The organism is Bifidobacterium boum, assembly GCF_000741535.1.
Lineage (GTDB): Bacteria > Actinomycetota > Actinomycetes > Actinomycetales > Bifidobacteriaceae > Bifidobacterium > Bifidobacterium boum.
The window spans coordinates 576,557-596,496 of sequence record NZ_JGYQ01000007.1 but is presented as its reverse complement, the minus strand read 5'-3'; the positions used below and the strand labels follow the sequence as shown (position 1 = coordinate 596,496).

Annotated in this window: 11 protein-coding genes and 1 pseudogene; 7 read left to right on the top strand and 5 right to left on the bottom strand. The window is 60.9% G+C overall.

Annotated elements, in window-relative coordinates; all coding sequences use genetic code 11:
• Window positions 1-3: 3 nt before the first annotated feature.
• The 4 genes from BBOU_RS03740 to BBOU_RS03725 form a co-directional block, all read right to left on the bottom strand.
• Window positions 4-1,299, bottom strand: a complete 1,296-nt coding sequence (locus BBOU_RS03740; RefSeq protein WP_026502828.1) for an AAA family ATPase — start codon at window positions 1,297-1,299, stop codon at window positions 4-6.
• Window positions 1,289-7,333 carry an Ig-like domain-containing protein gene (locus BBOU_RS03735; RefSeq protein WP_420885345.1) on the bottom strand — a complete coding sequence of 2,015 codons (6,045 nt, stop codon included), beginning with the start codon at window positions 7,331-7,333 and terminating at the stop codon, window positions 1,289-1,291. Before BBOU_RS03735 ends, BBOU_RS03740 begins: the two co-directional genes overlap by 11 nt.
• 88 nt (window positions 7,334-7,421) lie before the next feature.
• Window positions 7,422-8,852, bottom strand: a complete 1,431-nt coding sequence (locus BBOU_RS03730) for a serine/threonine-protein kinase (RefSeq protein WP_026502827.1) — start codon at window positions 8,850-8,852, stop codon at window positions 7,422-7,424.
• 542 nt (window positions 8,853-9,394) lie between these two features.
• Window positions 9,395-10,540: a quinone-dependent dihydroorotate dehydrogenase gene (locus BBOU_RS03725; protein ID WP_026502826.1), complete on the bottom strand. Its 1,146-nt coding sequence runs from the start codon at window positions 10,538-10,540 to the stop codon at window positions 9,395-9,397.
• Between the two features lie 93 nt (window positions 10,541-10,633).
• On the opposite strand from BBOU_RS03725, the gene BBOU_RS03720 reads away from it, so the two are divergent.
• From BBOU_RS03720 to BBOU_RS03695, 6 genes and pseudogenes are all read left to right on the top strand, one after another.
• Window positions 10,634-11,425, top strand: a complete 792-nt coding sequence (locus BBOU_RS03720; protein WP_051616696.1) for a polyprenol monophosphomannose synthase — start codon at window positions 10,634-10,636, stop codon at window positions 11,423-11,425.
• A gap of 146 nt (window positions 11,426-11,571) precedes the next feature.
• Window positions 11,572-12,363, top strand: a pseudogene (locus BBOU_RS03715) (DeoR/GlpR family DNA-binding transcription regulator); the annotation flags it as partial.
• Window positions 12,364-12,702: 339 nt separating this feature from the next.
• On the top strand, window positions 12,703-13,968 hold the full coding sequence (gene galT / locus BBOU_RS03710; protein WP_026502823.1) for a galactose-1-phosphate uridylyltransferase: 1,266 nt from the start codon (window positions 12,703-12,705) through the stop codon (window positions 13,966-13,968).
• A gap of 127 nt (window positions 13,969-14,095) precedes the next feature.
• Window positions 14,096-15,319, top strand: a complete 1,224-nt coding sequence (gene galK / locus BBOU_RS03705; protein WP_033489914.1) for a galactokinase — start codon at window positions 14,096-14,098, stop codon at window positions 15,317-15,319.
• Window positions 15,320-15,591: 272 nt separating this feature from the next.
• Window positions 15,592-15,864, top strand: coding sequence for an ACT domain-containing protein (locus tag BBOU_RS03700; protein ID WP_015449974.1), 273 nt, complete (start codon window positions 15,592-15,594; stop codon window positions 15,862-15,864).
• A gap of 67 nt (window positions 15,865-15,931) precedes the next feature.
• On the top strand, window positions 15,932-17,296 hold the full coding sequence (locus BBOU_RS03695; RefSeq protein ID WP_026502821.1) for a PFL family protein: 1,365 nt from the start codon (window positions 15,932-15,934) through the stop codon (window positions 17,294-17,296).
• An 835-nt stretch (window positions 17,297-18,131) separates the two neighbouring features.
• Here BBOU_RS03695 and BBOU_RS03690 read toward each other — a convergent pair.
• Window positions 18,132-18,806, bottom strand: a complete 675-nt coding sequence (locus BBOU_RS03690; protein ID WP_081815500.1) for a tRNA (cytidine(34)-2'-O)-methyltransferase — start codon at window positions 18,804-18,806, stop codon at window positions 18,132-18,134.
• Between the two features lie 76 nt (window positions 18,807-18,882).
• Between BBOU_RS03690 and BBOU_RS03685 the strand changes: the two genes are divergently transcribed.
• Window positions 18,883-19,908, top strand: coding sequence for an HhH-GPD family protein (locus tag BBOU_RS03685; protein ID WP_081815499.1), 1,026 nt, complete (start codon window positions 18,883-18,885; stop codon window positions 19,906-19,908).
• Window positions 19,909-19,940 lie beyond the last annotated feature (32 nt).

Here is a 19,940-nt window from a genome sequence, read left to right as displayed (position 1 = left end):
GGTTCAGGCGTTGGCGCCCACGTGCGGTGCGGGAACATCATCAAGAATCTGCTCAACCACCTGCTGCGCGGTCAACCCCGCGAACGTGGATTCGGCAGTGAGCGTGATACGATGCGCAAGCACCACCACGGCAAGACTCTTCACATCATCAGGCACCACATACCCGCGATTATCAGCCGCCGCCCACACGCGAGCGCAACGGGTCAACGCGAGCGCGCCACGCATGGAGGAACCGACCTGGATACGCTCATGATGACGGGTCGCCTCCACCAGACGCACAATGTATTCGACGATGGCATCATCGAGATGCATGCGCTCGCCGACTTGGCGCATGCGCAGGATGTCTTCGCCGGTGAGCACCGGATGCACGGTGGCGGCACGGTCGGTGACGTTGACCTGCTTGAGGATGTTGACGCTGGCCTCATGGCTCGGGTATCCGATGGTGGTTTTGATGAGGAACCGGTCCATCTGCGCTTCAGGCAGCTTGTATGTGCCGAGCTGTTCGATCGGATTCTGGGTGGCGATGACCATGAACGGTTGCGGTACCGGGTGGGTGACCCCGTCGACGGTGACATTCTGCTCTTCCATGACCTCAAGCAGCGCAGACTGGGTTTTCGGCGAGGCGCGGTTGATCTCGTCGGCCAGTACGATGGACGCGAAAATCGGGCCTTCACGGTATTCGAATTCGCCGCGCTTCTGGTCGTAGTAGGTGACGCCGACCACGTCGGATGGCAGGAGGTCAGGCGTGAACTGGATACGTTTGAACGGCATGTCGATCGAGTTGGCCAAGCCTCGGGCCAACTGGGTTTTGCCGGTTCCCGGATTGTCTTCGAGCAGGATATGCCCGCCGACCACAAGGGCGGTGACGCACTGGCGGATCGGTGTCTCCTTGCCGACCACGACCTGGGAGACGTTGTCGACCAGTTTGCGGAAGGTGTCATGGAATCGGATGATGTCTTCGGGCGGGGCGGACATCAGGCCGGAAGCGGCGGCCGGGCGGGAGGTTGTGGGCCGGGCAGGTTGTGAGGAGGCGCGCTGTGTGGGCTGTGGTTGTACTTGTTGTGCCGGTTGTATCGGACGCGTCGGTGTCGCCGGTACTGTCGGTGTCGCCGGGTTCGTTGTGGTATGCGTGCTCAGCACGGTGCTTTCCGTGTCCGCATCCGGTTCATGCACCGGCAATGCCGGCTGCTGGCCGAGCGTGGGGATGGACGGCTGCTGCGGACCATGCGGTTGGGCGGGCACACGCGGGGTGTGGCCGATGGAACCCAACTGGGTTGCGTCGCTGTTGTCAGTGCTCATGGGTTGCTCCTTGCTGTTGGGTTGTCATTGCTGCGATAGTCCGTGTGCTCATCCATGCCGTCGCGTCATCCTGCGATTGCAGGATTCGGATGCCTGGGCGACGTGGGAACGGCATCCTGACGGAAGCGGGTTCCGCTGGTTTCGCGGATGTTGTCGGGCTCGCGCTCGGATTGGCGCTGGAATTCGGACTTGGATCGGGCTGTGGTGCGGGCGGCGCGACCCGGTCTTTGTCCAGCAGCCGCCCGCCGTCCTTGGCGTTGCTCAATGCCGGATCTGCGCCTGTCACGTTCACGCTCCACGTGTAGTCGGCTCCCGCCGGCAACAGATCCTTGACATCCAGCGCATGGGTGCCGGGCGTCCATGCGACAGTCCACGACTTGCCGTTGGCTTTGAACACGATTGCACTGGTTCCTGCCTGACCGTACGTGGTCACCACTCCGCCGTCAACGTCGATGATATTCGCGTCCTTCGCGTTCCAACGCAAACTCGGCACGGTGATCTGCGCCTTCTTCTTGTTCACATACGGTTGGGCCAGGGCGTCGGCAACCATGTCGCTTGCCGCACCATTGAACATCTGCGCGACACTGCCGGTGGTGCACGCCTGCCATGGGGCGAGTGTGAAATCATGCGACCGTTCGGACGCTTCGGCGACGTACGGGACGAAGCCGGCCGCCTGCACGGTGAACCCGTCGGCATGGCCGCGCTTGGTCCACTCGACCTTGCACGTGTCGCCCTTGCTTGAGACTTTGACCGAAGCCGGTGTCTCCACTGTGTAATGAGGCGTGAACTTCACCGTCGCCGGGTCGCTGCGCGTCGCCTTGTCGCCGACGACGCTGGCATGAACGGTGTATTCCTTCGTATTGAGGTCATGTTCCGGAATATCGAACGTCTTCGACCCGTCGCATGCCACCGTGAAGTCAAGATCGCCGGACAATTCGACCGCCTTGCAGCCCGCGTTGCGGGTATTGCCAACCGATTCGACGGTGAGCGTCCCCTTGGTGTCGTCATTCGTCACCGTGATATGCGGGGCATCGGGCTTACCCCACGGTTTCGCATCCCCGGACTGTTTGGACGGCTGGCTCCAATTCACCTTGTTATGGGATTGGACGGTCGCCTTGTAGGAAACGCCGTCGATGATGGCGTTGTCGTCGATGGGGAACGTGACGCTGGTACCGGTGGTTTCCTGCGGTGCCGGCGCGTTCGTCCCGCTCAACGTGACCCGATAATTGTCAATCGCAGAGAAATTGCCGCTCGGGGCTTTCCATGTGACGGTGATCGTACGCTCCCCGCCTTCGATACTCACGTCGGTTGGTGCGTCCGGCAGCTTGTCCGGCGTACCTTCCACGGCATTGGACTCCTTGGACCAGCCGACCTCGTTCTTGGCTCGCACCTTGAACGTGTAGGTTTTGCCGTTGCTCAAACCGTCAATCGTGCATGAGGTCGCCGCCCCGCATGAGCGCTCGCCGCTCCCGGCGCCGCTCCACAGGACCTTGTATTCGGTGATCGGACTGCCGTTCGCTGACCCGGCGGTCCAGTTCAAATCGATTCTGCCATCCTGCGGCTTGGTGGACACGGCTGACAGCAGCGGCGCGTCGGGCTTATCGCTTACGGCGACGTTGATGGTGCCGGTCGTCTCACGTTCCCGCGTCTGGGTGGCGTCACGCACGGTTACGACCACCGTGTTGTTGCTCGCCCCGATATCAGAGGACGCGGTGATGGAAATCACGCCGTTGGACGGGCAGGTCACGATGAATTTCGCGCCCTTGTCCGCCGTGCAATCGGTGACGGTCAACGGCGTGTCAGGGAACGGGTTGTATGCGTCGGCCAGCATATTGACCTGTTGGCTTGACCCCGCCTTGATGTTCACGGTTTTGCCGCTGACCCGCGCCAACGGCCGGTTGGATGCGGTGACTCGTACGGTCACGCCGGCATTCACCGTGCCTTTCGCATACGTGATATTCACCGGCACGCTCACCGTGGTGCCGGGCGCGGCGGTTTTGCTTGCGGAAACCGTCAGTTTGCCGGCAGCGCTCACTTTCGCGTCAACCCCATTGGAGTTCGCGCCTCCGGCATACGTGTACTGCTTCTCATCGTCGTATAATCCGGAAGGCGAATGCGTCAGCGCGGTCAAATCGATGGTGGTGGCGCTTTCCCCGGCTGCCACGTCAACCGTGGGGGAGGAGAATGTCGGCGCGGGCACGTCACGCCCGATTACCGTGATCGGCAGGGTCAGCACCGCCGAATTGACGATTTTCACGCTATCGCCTTTGCTGCGTTTGCCATCCACCGCGGTGAAGGTGATGGATGCCGGCCCCGCATAATCCTTCGGGGCGGTGAACCGCAACGTTTGATCATTGACATACAGGTCGTTGTTCGCGGCTTTGGTGGCGCTCACCGAACCGGCGTCATCCACGTACGCGGTTTTTCCGGCCCCCACACGCACGTAATCGGCGATATTGATGGTGATGGTCTCATGTGCGTTGACTTTCAACGCCGGGGCTTTCGGCCGTAAGGTCGGCGGGAACACGCCGTAGGCCGGCACTTGGATGAACGCGGTGGAAGTAATGCCGTACGTCGTGTTCGTCACGGTGTACGGCACGGCACGCGCCTCATCGGTCAGATCCACGCTGATGGTTGTGGAACCTTTACCGCCCTTGACATGCGCATGATCGGCGGCGGACGGATCCACACCAACTTGGAGTTCATCAGCGGTGCCTGAAGGGTTCGCGATCCACTGGGAGACGTCCACATCCACGGATTTCTTGTCGATGGTCGCGGCCGCGGGCACACGATAATCGTAGGCGGTCGGCGGGTCGATGGGGGCGTTCGCATCGACATTCACCGTTAACGTCGCGGTATCGGACAGGCCCGCCTTGTTGTTCACGGTGTACGCCACGTAATACGTTCCCGGCTGCTTCGGCGTAGTGAACGAGAGCATGTTGTCGCTCACGCTGATACCGCTGATGCCTTGCGATTCGACATGCTTGCCCACGGTCAGGTCCGTGCTGTCACCGGAGATATCATTCTGGGCGACTGGGACGGTGGTTGCGGTGTTTGGACGCAACGTGATCTCATCGTCACGCGCATACACGCCTGAATCCGCGCCGGAAGAGAACACGCCGACGCGGATTTGCGCGGTTGCCCGCTGTCCGGTCCAATCCTCCACCGCATACGAGAATGTGTCGGTGCCCGTAGAATCCGCGTACGCCTCATACACCAGATACGTGGCGCCCACTTCGGTGATACGACCGAGTTTCGGCGCCTTGTTGCCCAAGCCGAGCAGCTGCACGTCATCACCGTCCGGATCGATGCCGGTGAGCGTAACCGGGATCTGGACTTTCTGCCCGGCGGCGACCTGCGCTTCGACGTCGGCCGGCGTCGGAGCCGCCTTGTTCGAAGCGTCCTTCTCATGCACGTTGATGGTGATGGTGGCGGAAGCCGTATTGCCGAGGTTGTCTTTCACCGTGTACGTGACGGGGAAGGAACCGGTCTGCCGGCTGGCTTGGTAGCGCACGGTATCGCCGGAGACAAACACCAGCCCCTTGAACGTATGCTTGTCGACCTCAAGATTGTTCTGCAACTTCACCGTAGTGCCATCGGAGTATGTGACATGGTCGAGCACGTCCACGGACACGATGCCGCCGGTACGCACCTGGGCGGTGATATTGCCCGCCTTCGGCACGGAATTCGAGCTTGTCAGCGCCGGCGGCTGCAAGGTGATCACACCGGTTGACGATCCGGCGGCATTGGCCACCGTGTACGTGAGTTGCACCGGTTGGGTCGGGACGCGTCGCGCCGTAATATACACCCGCTTATTGCCGACGATGCCTGTTTTGATGCCGCTCTGCGAGTCGGCGGCGACACTGGTCACCGACAGTACGCCGCCCAACGGGTCGACATCATTGGCCAACGGTTCCACAATCGCGGTATTGTCCGCACCAAGCAACGCGACATCGTTCGCCGCGACCGGTTTGGCGGCATCCCCGGTGACGGCCTGCACGTCCACACGAACCAGGCCGGTCGTCGGAACGGACCCTTGCGTGATAGTGTACGGCACATAGTACGTGCCCGGATCGCTCGCACTGAACGTGATCGACATATCGGTCGCATTCATCGTGGCGGACACGCCGGCAGGGGATTCCACCGCGGTCAGTTGTGCCGGCTCGAGCGACGTGCCATGAACATACTGCTTCAACGCGATCGTGGTGCGAGTATCCGGCGTGGTCTGCCTGACCACGGGATCAATAGTGGCGGCGAGCGTATTCGCCGGTTTCACTGAAAAGTAGATCATGCCGGTGCCGATTTGCAGACCGTCGGACACGGTGACCTCGATACCTGCACGCCCTGAAGACATCGAACCGGCGTTGAACACCAGCTGGCCGTCGGCACGCGTGGAAACCGTCACCTGATCGGTGTTCTGCGGGGTCGCTGACACCAAGGTCAGCGGATCGCCGTCGGGATCGCGGAAACTGCCCGACGCGTTGACTGTGGTCGAAGCCCCCTGCTCGACATCAAACTCCGGGGGAGTGTCGATTTGCAGTGGCGCGCGATTGGCTCCCGCCGTAAGGTCAAGCGACACGTTGGCGCTGGATGTCTGACCGCGACCATCGGAAATGGTATAGCTGAACGTCACAGAACCAGCCGACGCCGCTGAAGCGTCAAGCTGAAGATACCGGCCATCATAAATCGGAGAAACCTTGATATCGGCCCCATCGGGAGCGCTCACCGAATCGATGCGCAGCACCGAACAATCGGTCTGCTCATCATTGCGCAGCACATCAAGAATCTGCTGCGAACCCGTCCGAGCGCCGAACGCATCATCCTGCGCTTTGATCTGCCCGGATTGAGAGGAGCAGGTTTTACTGAAATGACGTTGGTTGTTCGCGCTGTCATTATTCTGCTCCTGCTGCTTGGACTGCTTGGTGTCCACCTTGTTCCACTGGATTTTGATGACTTTCGTGGACTCCTGCGGATTCCACACATTGCCGTTGATGACATCGTTGAGCACCACCAGGCGATGATTCGTACGGAACACCAGCTGTGAAGTCGGATTGACCGATTCCAACGACGAGAACTTCGCGCTGACGCCATGAGCATCACACACCGACACGTAGTTGTTGGCACGCTGCGACCATGCCGCGAACACGCAACCCCCGGTCGACACCGGCCGCGCCGCATCCCCCTTGCCGGAATTCGACAGTGGCACGACCTTCTTGCTGCGCAAATCAACCGTCGCGATGCCACGTGGCGTCGACACCGCCACCCAGTCCCGCTGCCTGCCGTCAGTGGACGGGGCTTGCAATACCGCCCTGCCCGTCAGCCCTATCGTCACATTGCCGGACGGCCAGAACACTTTGCCATTGCCGGCGACAACCGGGGTACCGCCCACCACAGTGAACGATTCCGCACTCGACGCGCCTGGAATGCTGCCGACTGCGGCGAGCGTGCCCTGCGGCCCGTCAACACTCATCACCGTGTGATCGGAAGCACGATAGCCGTACACCGTACCGTCATGCGTCACCGCAATCGCACTGCCCGCGCCAAGTTTCATATTCGGAGCGTCGGCGGTGGGGTTCATGGATTCCACATCCGAGGCGGACCCCACCCACACGTTGCCTGTTTTGGCGTTGAACAGCGCCACCGTCGAACCGCCGACCACGGTTTCCATATCCGACGTCATCGTCGTATTGCCGCTCTCACTGACCGTGGAAGCCGCGATATTACTGGCTTTCGTGCCTTCGGAAAGCACCGTGTCGCCATCATGCTGGGCGATATCGAATCGTGCGGCCTTCGAGGCGACACCGGCATCGGCGTCCCGGTTCTTCACGTTGAACCGTGCAGCCTTATGATCTTTCAGCGACGTGACCCACACTGTGCCGTCATCAAGCTGCACATGCGGTTGTGTCACCGAACTGACGATAATCGCCCCCGCGACAATCCCCAACAGCAACACCAGCATGACCACCGGCGTGACCCACCGTCGCCTGCCGGAAGACACCAGCCGGCGTACTGCCCCGAACCGTGAATGGCGCATAGGCGAATGCGCCGCCGGCCTGCCCATACTGCTGTTGTTCATCGATCGACTCTTCCCTCAAACACCCGACTGCTGTCTTCCTGCTGATTCATGGCCTGGTGGCACACGCGATCGCAGGCGTGTCAGACATCTGCCTGTTCTTACGAATCAGACTCACCTGAATGCAGGTTTGCACCTCGCCGGACGCATCAACCTCAACACTCGTCGACTCCGTAATCGTGCCCTGCGAATCCGTTGAATTCTCCGCATCGCCGACAGACGACCACGCGTACGCATCACCATCACGCGGCGACGGATTCGTCCACGTGAACGTCACCGTATCCCCCGAAGCGGAATACGTGCCAGCCAGCCCAGTGACACTGGGAACACTACCGGAAGACACCGCCGCATCCGGATCACTGTCGTTACGCGGGGAAACGCTCCCGCCGGACCCCGAACCATGCACCTGCACCCTATTCGTATCGGATGCGGCATCCATATGCGGCGCCACCGCGACAACAAACACCACCATTACCGCGGCCAGCGCGGCAATCACCGCCAACGTGACAGCCAACGGCCGCCCCCATGAGCGCCGTGTACGTGGCAGATCAGCAGGCTTGGCGGCGCTCTCCCGGCGCGGACGCATATCCGGCGGAAAATCCGGGACCCCCTCAACCGTGGTCCGCATCGCATGCCCATACACCTCACGTTGCACCCGCTGCATGGCACGCGCGAACTCCAACGCGGAATAATACCGGTCCTCCGGCGCATAACTCAGCGCTTGACGCAACACACGCCCCACCGGCGCAGGAATCTCAGGACAATGAAACGCGGGCAACGGTTTGTCACATACAATCTGCTGCAACCGTTTCGCCCGATCCGCACCCCGCGCATCGCCCAGCAGATCGGCATACGCATACTCATACGGCGACTTGCCCATCACCAGCGCGAACAGCGTGGCCGCCAACGAGAATATGTCAGACGACTCATTGCCCCCACCACTGCGGGACAAGACTTCCGGCGGAGCCCAAGCGATCGTGAACCCCACGCCGGGACCCCCATAAATCGACCCGGCAATACCGAAATCAGCCAACAACGGCATACGCTGCGCATTGATCAAAATATTGCTCGGTTTGATATCACGATGAACAATACCCTTACGATGCGCAGTGAACAGCGCGCTCGCCAAATCAATGCCGACCGTCAGCATCTCATTCGCGCTGAGGCGATCATGCTCCAGGAACGTCTTGTAATTGCCGCCCGGAGCGTATTCGAACACAGCGTAGCCGCAGCCGTCGGCGGTGACGCCGCTGTCGAATACGGAAAGAATATACGGGTGTGACGAAACCTGCCCCATGAAATTCGCTTCGGTACGGAAACTGGCGGCGGCTTGCGGGTCAAGCGTTCTTTTGCTGATTTTGATAGCCACCTGTCGGGTGGGGGAGTGCTGCTGGTACAGGTACACGTCAGCTTCGGAACCGGAGCCCAGTTGTTTGACGGGCGTATATCCGGGGATTTGGGCCGGGGGCCGCAGTCGCATCGCCGGTTCCTCCTTGACTTTGTTACCGTGATTCTTCTCTTGTTTGCACTGGGATTGCGCGTCGTGCGGTTTCGCGTCGGCGCAACACCAACAACCATGCGACCGCGCATACACACAACACCATGATAGTGGCGACGCCCGCAAACAGGCGAATATTGGCGTCCGTATTGTGTGCAATTTGGGTATTGACTTTGCACAGTGGTTTTGTCGATGTGTTGTCGGTCATATCGGCGAGCTGTCGGCCGGTACGGGATGGGCAGGACAAGTGGTTTAGACGGTTCGTGGTCCTGAGGCGTGACTGTGTGAGGATTGGCTCACATTGTGGCGGGTTGGGTCGGATTGGTGGCGTGGGTGTGGCTGGCGGTGGTTGTGTGAGGATCAGCTCACACAACGGGCATGTTGGTCAGGCCGGTTCGATGGCGGTCGCGTATGCCACAGCCCGCGTCCCCGTATATCGGGCCGATGTGCCGTTCAACAGCAAAACGTGGGGAGTCTCCCGCAATATTGCGCAAAACTCCCCCCACGTTCGAGACCTCGCGCGGTCAGGCGTCAATACCGACCGCGTCGCTGACGTGTTCGAAACCGTCCTCGCGCAGCAGTTGCGCCAACCCGCGTTTCAGTACGGTGATCTGCTGGGGTCCGCGGTACATGAGCGAGGAGATGAACATGACCAGGCTCGAACCCGAACGGATTTTCTCGTACGCCTGCTTGGGGGTGAATACACCACCGATGCCGGCGATGGCGAACCGGTCGCCGTACTCGCGGTAGGCTTGCCGGATCAGCGCGTTGCTTGCCCGGTAGGTTGGCCCGCCGCTCAGTCCGCCTTGCCATGCTGCCGGGATTTCCATGTCGCTGCGGTCTTTTTGCAGGTTCGCGATGCTGACGCCTTGCACGTGATGTTCAGCGAGCACGTCAAGCAGTTCGCGGTATTCGGGCCATGTCTTGTTCAACGGCATTTTGACGAGTACCGGTTGCGGGTGTTCGATTGCATCCAGTGCGGTGAACAGGCGGTCGAGGTTGTCCGGTTCGCCGAACGGTTCGCCGACATGCGTGTTTGGGCAGGAGATGTTGACTTCGATCATCGAGGATCGTCCTGCGGCCCGACGCATGGAGGTGCAGTAGTCTTCGATACCTTCGTCGATGTCGCCGCACAACTCGTCGTTCGTCCGTGCGATGGATACGGATACTTGCATGCTTTTGGCTTTGTCCCACGCGCGTTCCGCCCGGGCGATCACCTGCTCGCTGCCGTCGTTGGCCAGTCCGACGTGCACGATCATCGAATCGTATTCGGGCAGCCGGTGGAACCATGGCTTCGGATTGCCGGCGCAGGGGCGGGCGGTGGCGGAGCCGACTGTTTCGAATCCGAATCCGGCGTTGTCGAGCAGTACGGGCATGTCACAGTTTTTGTCGAGCCCCGCGGACAGGCCGAACGGGTTATCGAAGTGTACGCCCATGACGTCGGTTTCGAGAACAGGGTCGGTGTAGTCGAGCATTTCGCGCAGCAGCCACATGAGCGGCGGGATGTTGCGGGTGACCCGGCAGAATTCGATCATCTGGTCGTGCGCCACGTCGGGCGTGTGGTTGAACACGAAGAACGGTTTGACGATGTGCTTGTAGCCGAAAGTGAAAAGGTCGGTGGTTGCCTTGTTGACGGCGTCGTGCAACGGCTGTTCGGAAACGTAACTCATACCTCATATTGTGGCACTGTTGTCAGCGTGTTCGCAACAAACACGGGTACAGTGATGCACAGTCTCAAGCCTGAACGTTGTGAAAGGGGAAGCATGGCAGCATCTGCGGAATTGGCTGCGCCTGTCGGCGGCAGCGTGTGTGTGGTGATGCCCACGTACAACGAGCGGGAGAATCTGCGTACCACGCTGGATGGTGTGTTCGCGTACAATCCGGGTGTTGACGTGCTGGTGGTCGATGATGGTTCGCCGGACGGTACCGGTGAGCTTGCCGACCGGATGGCGCGGGACAACGGCCATATCCATGTGGTGCATCGCAAAGGTAAGGGCGGGTTGGGACCCGCGTATTTGGCGGGTTTCACGTGGGCGCTTGACCGTGGGTATGACGTGGTGTGCGAGATGGATATGGATGGGTCGCACCGGCCGCAGGATTTGGCGCGGATGCTTCGGGTAATACGGTGTGATCGTGGCGTGGATCTGGTGATTGGTTCGCGTCGTGTGCCCGGCGGCCGTACGGAGGGCTGGCCGTGGTATCGGGATCTGATTTCGCGATGCGGTTCGTGGTATGCGCGGCTGATGTTGGGGGTCGGCGTGCATGACATGACCGCAGGATTCCGCGCGTACAGGGCTGATATGCTGCGCAGCTTGGATTTGCGTTCGGTGCAGGCGAACGGGTATGTCTTCCAGATCGATATGACGAGGCGTGTCGCGGCGGCGGGCGGCAGGATTCTTGAAGTGCCGATCGTGTTTCCGGAGCGTCGGCGCGGTGTGTCGAAAATGGATTCCGCGATTGTTGCTGAGGCGATGCGTTGTGTCACCGTGTGGGGTGTTGCGCGGATGCGTTCGGCCTGTGCCCGGGGTGCCGGACGGCGTGCGACACGCCGATAGTGCGTGTGCATACACGTTCGTTTTTGTGCGTCTCATTCATGGAATATGCGGAAAACATAGCGTTTTTGTGAACTTTGCGCGTCAGCTCGAGCGTTTACCGCTCAACACTGTCACTTGTGTGCGCAAATATGTGCGATAATGTTCATATGATTTCGTCACAACGTCAGCATCTGATCCTCAGCAGACTGCGCACCCGCGGTGCGGTACGCATCACCGCGCTGTCCAAAGAGCTCGGCGTATCCGCCATGACCGTTCGCCGTGATATCGCCGAACTCGCCGACAAAGGTCTGCTCAAACGCGTTCACGGCGGTGCAGTGACCACCAGCACCCTGCTGAGCGAGCCCCTGTTCTCCGTCAAATCACAAATGGACATCGGCCTCAAAGACGCCATTGCACAGGAAGCGGTCAACTATGTCTCACCGGGCGACGTCATCGCCATCGGCGGCGGCACCACCGCCTACGTGTTCGCCCAACATCTGCTCGAATCCCAGCAGTCCAGCGGCATCACCATCCTCACCAACTCAATCCCCGTGGCCGAACTCGTCCAAGCGCTCGAATCCAAGGACGTCGAAGTCATCGTCACCGGAGGCGTCATCACCCGTTCTAACTCACTGGTCGGGCCGATCGCGGACAAAGTCGTCCAATCCCTACGCGTGAACACCGTATTCCTCGGCACACACTCGGTGTCCATCCCACGCGGCTTCCTCATGCCCAACTCGCTGGAAGCGGCCACCGACATGGCCATGATGGACATCGCCGACCGCACCATCATCCTTACGGACCACACGAAATGGAGCAGCACCTCGCTGTCCCTGTTCGCCAGCTTCGACCAAGTCGACACCGTGATCACCGACGATGGTCTCGACCCTGATTCCGTCGCCAAAACCCGCGATCTGGTTAAAGAACTCGTCCTCGCCAAACAAGACAACCCCGATGAGGCAGACCGTCCGCGGCACCGGGCGCACCCGACGGAAAACGGCGTCGTCGCCGAACACGTCGGCAGCCATGCCGCAGCCGGGGCAGCAGGATACGCCGCCCCGCTCGACGACGAAGACGATTTCGCTGCGCTCTCGGATGCCGGTCGTACTCGCTCCACCCGCGCCGTCCGTATGTCGAACGCCCGCGTAGCCGGCGACAACTGACCACCACCTGTCCGATGGCAGACACCGTCGCCTGCCATCGGTGCGACCGACACCACACGCGGAACGTCGGATTCCGCCACAGTGTCAGGCTTCATACCCATCAATCATCACCCATCACCCATCAAAGGAGACCGCATGACCAACAGACAATCACCCGCATGGCAGTACTACCAGCCGGGGGCGTACGCGAGCGCCAACATCCGCATCACCCCGACCACGCTTGCCGACGGACGCGATTTTTTCTACCTTGACGATGATCCCGCGTACGTCAGCGGTGAGAAAACCCGTGAATTGCATGATCCGCGCCATCTTGCCTACCGGTTCGCCCCGCATGTGGACGCCGACGGCAACGAGGTGCCGTATGCCGCACCGCAGATGCGCCGTGACCCCTTGACCGGCGACTGGATCCCCATGGCCACCGCGCGCATGAACCGGCCGATCACCGCCGGTCCGGCGGCCACCGCGAAGGGCAACCCACTCGCCGCACGTAAGCCCGACGACCCGTATCAGGATGGCGAAGTGCCCGACACGGATTACAACGTCGTCGTCTTCGAAAACCGGTTCCCCTCCATGGTGCGCGTGCCCGGCGTGCCGGACACGGTGACCAATGTCGACGGCAACCCGTTGTGGCAGCAGAAAATGGCCGGCGGCCGGTGCGAGGTCATCTGCTTCGATCCCAACGAGCACGGTCTGCCCGCCGACCTGCCGGTGCGCCGGTTGCGTACCGTTGTCGAGGCGTGGGCTTTCCGTACCGCTGAAATCTCACATATCGACGGTATCGAGCAGATTTTCCCATTTGAGAACCATGGGCAGGAAATCGGTGTCTCGCTCGCCCACCCGCACGGTCAGGTCTACTGCTACCCGTTCATCGCGCCCAAACTGGAAACCGAGTTGCAGCACACCGAGGCGTACCATGAGCGCACGGGCGGCAATCTGCTGCGCGACCTCATGAACGCTGAAATCGAAGCGGGGGAGCGGATCGTCATGCGCAACCACAGCTGGGTCGCCTACGTGCCGGCTGCCGCACGCTGGCCGTTGGAAGTGCATGTCGCCCCCGTACGTGACGTGTTGACCATCGACGAGCTCGACGACCAGGAGCGCTGGGATCTGGCGCAGATGTACTCCACGCTGCTCAAACGCGGCAACGCCTTCTTCGACAAGGGCGACGGCAAGGGCATGGATCTGCCGTACATCGCCGCATGGCACCAGGCGCCGATCCATGACGCCCGTCGCGCGAACTATCGCCTCAACCTCCAGTTCTTCTCCTTCCGCAGGGCGGCGAACAAGATCAAATATCTTGCGGGTTCGGAATCAGGCATGGCCGCATGGGTGTCCGACACGACGCCGGAGCTCATCGCCAAGCGGTTCCACGAACTCGGCTCCATCGACATTGACGACTGAGCGTGCCGCGGCAAACCGTACATCGGCGCATATCAGACACCATCATCCGAAAGGAACAATCATGAGTACAACAATCCAGCAGCATGCAACGCAGGATGCCGCCGGAAGCATCCCCTTCATTGACGCGATGAGCGATACCGAAGGCGCGAAAGCGGCGCGCGACCTGTTCGAACAGGCCTACGGTGAGGCGCCGGAAGGCGTATGGGCGGCACCGGGGCGTGTGAACCTCATCGGCGAGCACACCGATTACAACGCGGGCCTGTGCCTGCCCATCGCGTTGCCGCATCGCACCTTTATCGCGCTCAAGCCGCGTGAGGACACCAAGGTGCGCGTCGTTTCCGACGTGGCTCCCGACAAGGTGGCCGAAGCTGACCTTGACGGGCTCAAGGCCCGTGGCGTGGACGGATGGTCCGCCTACCCGACCGGTGTAGCTTGGGCACTGCGCCAGGCTGGCTTTGACAAGGTCAAGGGCTTTGACGCCGCCTTCACCTCTTGCGTGCCGCTGGGGTCCGGCCTAAGCTCTTCTGCCGCCATGACATGCTCCACCGCTCTGGCTCTGGACGACGTGTACGGCCTTGGCTACGGCGATTCCGATGCCGGTCGTGTGACCCTCATCAACGCCGCCATCAAGTCCGAGAACGAGATGGCCGGCGCCTCCACCGGCGGTCTTGACCAGAACGCTTCCATGCGTTGCACCGAAGGCCACGCGCTGCTGCTTGACTGCCGTCCGGAGCTGACCCCGCTGGAGAACGTCTCCCAGCAGGAGTTCGACCTCGACAAGTACAACCTCGAGCTGCTTGTGGTCGATACCCAGGCTCCGCACCAGCTCAACGATGGCCAGTACGCTCAGCGTCGCGCCACTTGCGAGGAAGCCGCCAAGATTCTCGGTGTGGCCAACCTGCGCGTTACCGCCGACGGCATCTCCAAGGCCGATGACCAGTTCCAGGCCCTCAAGGAAACGCTTGACGCCCTGCCTGACGAGACCATGAAGAAGCGCGTGCGCCACGTCGTCACCGAAATCGAGCGCGTGCGTTCCTTCGTGCGTGCCTTCGCTCAGGGCGACATCAAGGCTGCGGGCCGTCTGTTCAACGCTTCCCACGATTCGCTGGCCGCCGACTACGAGGTCACCGTCCCCGAGCTGGACATCGCCGTAGACGTGGCCCGCAAGAACGGCGCCTACGGTGCGCGTATGACCGGCGGCGGCTTCGGCGGCTCCATCATCGCGCTGGTAGACAAGGGACGCAGCCGTGAAGTCGCGCAAAAGATTGCCGACGCGTTTGCAGTGCATGGATTCCACCAGCCTCGGGCGCTCGCCGCGGTCGCATCCTCTTCGGCGCACCGCGTCGACTGATACAGATCGACTGACACGGGGAACGTCAGCAAGGCCGAGATGCCCGGAACGGACCGTCGGCAACAATGCCGAGTTCGTTTCGGGCGTCTGTTGTTTTATGTGTCCCGCTTCAGGCGTCGTTGACTTGACGTCCGCTATTTTGCACAGCGAGTCGGCATCCTTCCGCCTTAGGCAAATCGTCCCGAAACGGACATTCCCGGCCCGATGACGTGTGCATTCCCTATACTTGTATTCATCTGGATACCATCGCACCGATTTTCCAAGGGAGATCCATGAACAAGGCAATCATCACCGTCGTAGGCCAGGACACCGTCGGCATCATCGCCCGCGTCTGCACGTACCTTTCCGGTCACCATGTCAACGTCCTCGACATCTCGCAGACCATCATCGACGGGTTCTTCAACATGATGATGATCGTCGATTACAGCAATGCCGACAACGAATTCGGCACCATGGTCAACGACCTCGACAAGCTCGGCGAAGAAATCGGCGTGCGCATCCGCTGCCAGCGTGAAGAGATCTTCACCAAGATGCATCGCGTCTGAGTCCATCCACCACGCGGATCGCCGCGCAAGAACGCAACCGAACGAATCGAAAAGGACAGACACGACCATGCTGAATATCATGGAGGTCCACGAGACCAACAAGATGATCGAGCAAGAGAAGCTCGACGTGCGCACCATCACCATGGGCATCAGCCTGCTTGACTGCGCTGCCGACACTGTGGACGAGGTGTGCGACAACATCTATCGCAAAATCACCACCTACGCCAAGGATCTGGTCTCCACGGGCGAGGCCATCGAACGCGATTACGGCATTCCGATCGTCAACAAGCGCATCACCGTCACGCCGATCTCGCTGGTCGGAGCCAGTGCTTGCAAGAGCTCCGAGGATTTTGTGCGCATCGCCCATGCGCTTGACAAAGCCGCGAAAACTGTCGGCGTTGACTTGATTGGCGGATACTCCGCACTTGTTTCCAAATCCATGACGCCCGCCGAGGAGATGCTCATCCGCTCCCTGCCGCAGGCGCTGAGCGAAACCGACATCGTGTGCTCGTCGGTGAACGTCGGCTCCACCAAGACCGGCATTGACATGAACGCGGTTTACCTGCTCGGTCACATCGTCAAGGACGTCGCCTACGCCACCCGCGAGACCGACAGCGACGGCTGCACCAAGCTTGTGGTGTTCTGCAACGCGCCGGATGACAACCCGTTCATGGCGGGCGGCTTCCATGGCGTCACCGAAGGCGACGCGGTCATCAATGTCGGTGTTTCGGGCCCGGGTGTGGTCTCCCGCGCGCTTGACGAGGCCAAGGGTAAGGATTTCGAATTCCTGTGCGAGACCATCAAGCGCACCGCGTTCAAGATCACGCGTGTCGGCCAGCTGGTCGCCCAGGAGGCGTCGCGCCGGCTCGGCATCCCGTTCGGCATCATCGATCTGTCGCTTGCTCCGACCGCCGCTGCCGGTGACTCCGTCGGCGAAGTGCTTGAGAAATGCGGGCTTGAGCAGGTCGGCGCGCCCGGCACCACCGCGGCGCTGGCCATGCTTAACGACCAGGTCAAGAAGGGCGGCATCATGGCGTCCTCGTATGTCGGCGGTCTGTCCGGCGCGTTCATCCCGGTTTCCGAGGACAAGAACATGATCGACGCGGCGGCGTCCGGTTGCCTGCGCATCGAAAAGCTCGAGGCGATGACGTGCGTGTGCTCGGTCGGCCTTGACATGATTGCGATTCCGGGCGATACCACGCCGTCCACCATCTCCGGCCTGATCGCCGACGAGGCGGCCATCGGTATGGTCAACCAGAAGACAACCGCCGTGCGCGTGATTCCGGTCATCGGCAAGGGTGTCGGCGAATCCGCGGAATTCGGCGGTCTTATGGGCTACGCGCCGATCATGCCGGTCAACACCGCCAGCTGCGAGGCCTTCGTGTCGCGCGGCGGCCGAATCCCCGCCCCAATCCACAGCTTCAAGAACTGAGCTGCTACAAAGGGCGTCAGAATATCCAAGTAATCCAAGGTATTGGATGTGACCCGACGGGCCGCGCACCGGATAATCCCGGTACGCGGCCCGTCGCGATGCTTACCGATCCGCTGATAATGCCGCATACGTCTACGCGCAGCCAGTCAACCTACGCGTGCGAGCATCACGGTCCCGACTCGCTCCCTCAATCTTCTGCCGACGATGAGGGGCGGCTCAGCGTCGGCAGAAGGTGAAGAAGTCCGGGATTTCGTCGTGCGATTACGGAACCGCCGTGTCGAATTCAGCTCAACTACGTCAACGACGGGCGTGGGAAATCTCGCATTAACCGGCCTCTGGTGGATAATCTCCCGGTTTTTTTGTGGGAGTTTGTTGCGAATGCATTATTCTGATGTTGTTCTCCCACGAACTGCTTCTGTGCTGATTTTGAAGAATCGCAGAATTCCAACGTTTTCGATGGGAGATTATCCGTGAAGAGAGCGGATTCCCATACACTCCCACGGGTCGTACGGGAGAATAGCCGTTGATTGAGCAATTCGCGATTTCTCCCGGGAGAACAGCCGCGGATTTCGTCATCCATGGACTTCTCCCGGGAGAAAGCAACCGGCATGCCGATTCCGGTTCGAACTCCCAGCAGGATCTAACAGAGGTAATCTCCTCGCGAAGCGTCAGTGCTGCGGACACACTGAGAATCAGGACGATAGACCAAACTCTCCCAATTACGCGCCGGGCTTGTTTTTTGTTTTGTGCGCTTACGCGCCGTTTTTTCTGCTTCGGGCCTCGATATGATCGGCCCTCAGCGGCGCTACGAAACAGCCCACTGGGCTGTTTCGCTTTACGCGCCGCCCTTGAATTTGAGTTGGCGCCAGGCTTCGTAGATGGCTATGGACGCGCAGTTGGTCAGATTCAGGCTCCGCAGGCTCGGGCGCATCGGCAGTCGCACCTGCTCGGCGACATGCGGGCCGAACATGATATCCGTCGGATCAGGAATATTGCCTGGCTCAGGACCGAACAGCAAAATATCCGTCGGCCGGTACTCAACCTCCGTATACAGTTTCGTCGCATGGGCGGTGAACGCGATAATCCGCGAATTCGGCATCGACTCCACCAGATTGTCAAAATCCGGGTGCAATACCACGTGCGCCATATCGTGATAATCCAAACCAGCACGGCGCAGCTTGGTATCATGCAGATTAAATCCAAGCGGCTCAACCAGATGCAGAATCGTGCCCGTCACCGCGCACAGGCGGATCGCCGACCCCGTATTGCCGGGGATACGCGGCGAGTAATAGCACAGGTGCGGCGTACTCGTCTCGGCTTTCGCCGCATCCTCCGCGCTCATCATCGCATCCGTCACATTGATCGGATTACCATGCGCGTCAGTGACGAGCTCATCCGGCCCATAATTCGACTTGCGATACCCGTATTCGAACATCGACTCGACTTTCGCCTCCGGATTCGCCGACGCACCGGCATCCTGAGACTGCTGCGGATTGGCTTCATGTGTCATACGCTCCAACCTAACCCGCTCAACCGACAGCCGCAGGTCACCCGTGCCCCGATCGGATGCTACAATACGGCACACGATGAACGACAATCAACCCGACCCGTGCCGCGTGCCAGACACGTCATCAGCCCCAAGCCGTCAAGCTCGCCGCATCCCGCATCCCGCTGCGGCCGCAGACAACGTCACTCGAATCCAACACGCTCTTGCCACATGGTGGCATGCGAACGCCCGTGACCTGCCATGGCGATTCGGCCGGACCACTCCGTGGGGCGTGCTCGTCAGCGAAGTGATGAGCCAGCAAACCCAGATGAACCGGGTCGTACCCTACTGGACCGCGTGGATGCGCCACTGGCCAGACCCGGAAGCACTCGCCGCCGCGTCCACGGCGGAAGTCATCACCGCATGGGGACGCCTCGGTTACCCACGTCGCGCCCTACGACTCCAAGAATGCGCCCGCACGGTCGCCACACAATACGGTAACCAGCTGCCGCGCAACTACGATGAGCTGCTCGCCCTGCCCGGCATCGGCGATTACACGGCGAGCGCAGTCATGAGTTTCGCGTTCGGCGAGCGCATCACGGTGATTGACACGAATATCCGCCGCGTGTTGAAGCGCGTGTTTTCCGGCGAGGAATCGTTGGGCGGTTCCGCGACGGCGAAGGACCGGGACCTCGCTTCGCGCGTGCTTCCTGAAGACAAGGCCGCCAGTGTGGTGTGGAATGAAGCGGTGATGGAGCTGGGCGCCTTGGTGTGTGCGGCGAAATCCCCGGATTGTGCGGCTTGTCCGCTCGCCTCGCGGTGCGCGTTTCTTGCGGCGGGCCGTCCCGGATTGGGGCAGCGGCGTACCCGTCCCCGTCAGCGGTTCGCCGGCACGAACCGGCAGGTGCGCGGCATTATTCTTGCTGCATTGCGTGCTTTGCCTGAAGATGCTCCGCTATTGTCGCGTGCGCACGTGAGAGCATTGTGGGCGGATCGGGCGCAGCTTGACGCGTGTGTCGCTTCGCTTGACGAGGATGGTTTGATTGAGATTGTCGGCGATGAGGGGATTCGTCTGCCCGCCGGGTCCGCCGCCGCAGGCACGGATGCCGACACTTCCGAAGATTGATGCGATGCTCATGTGACATGACTTCACCGGCG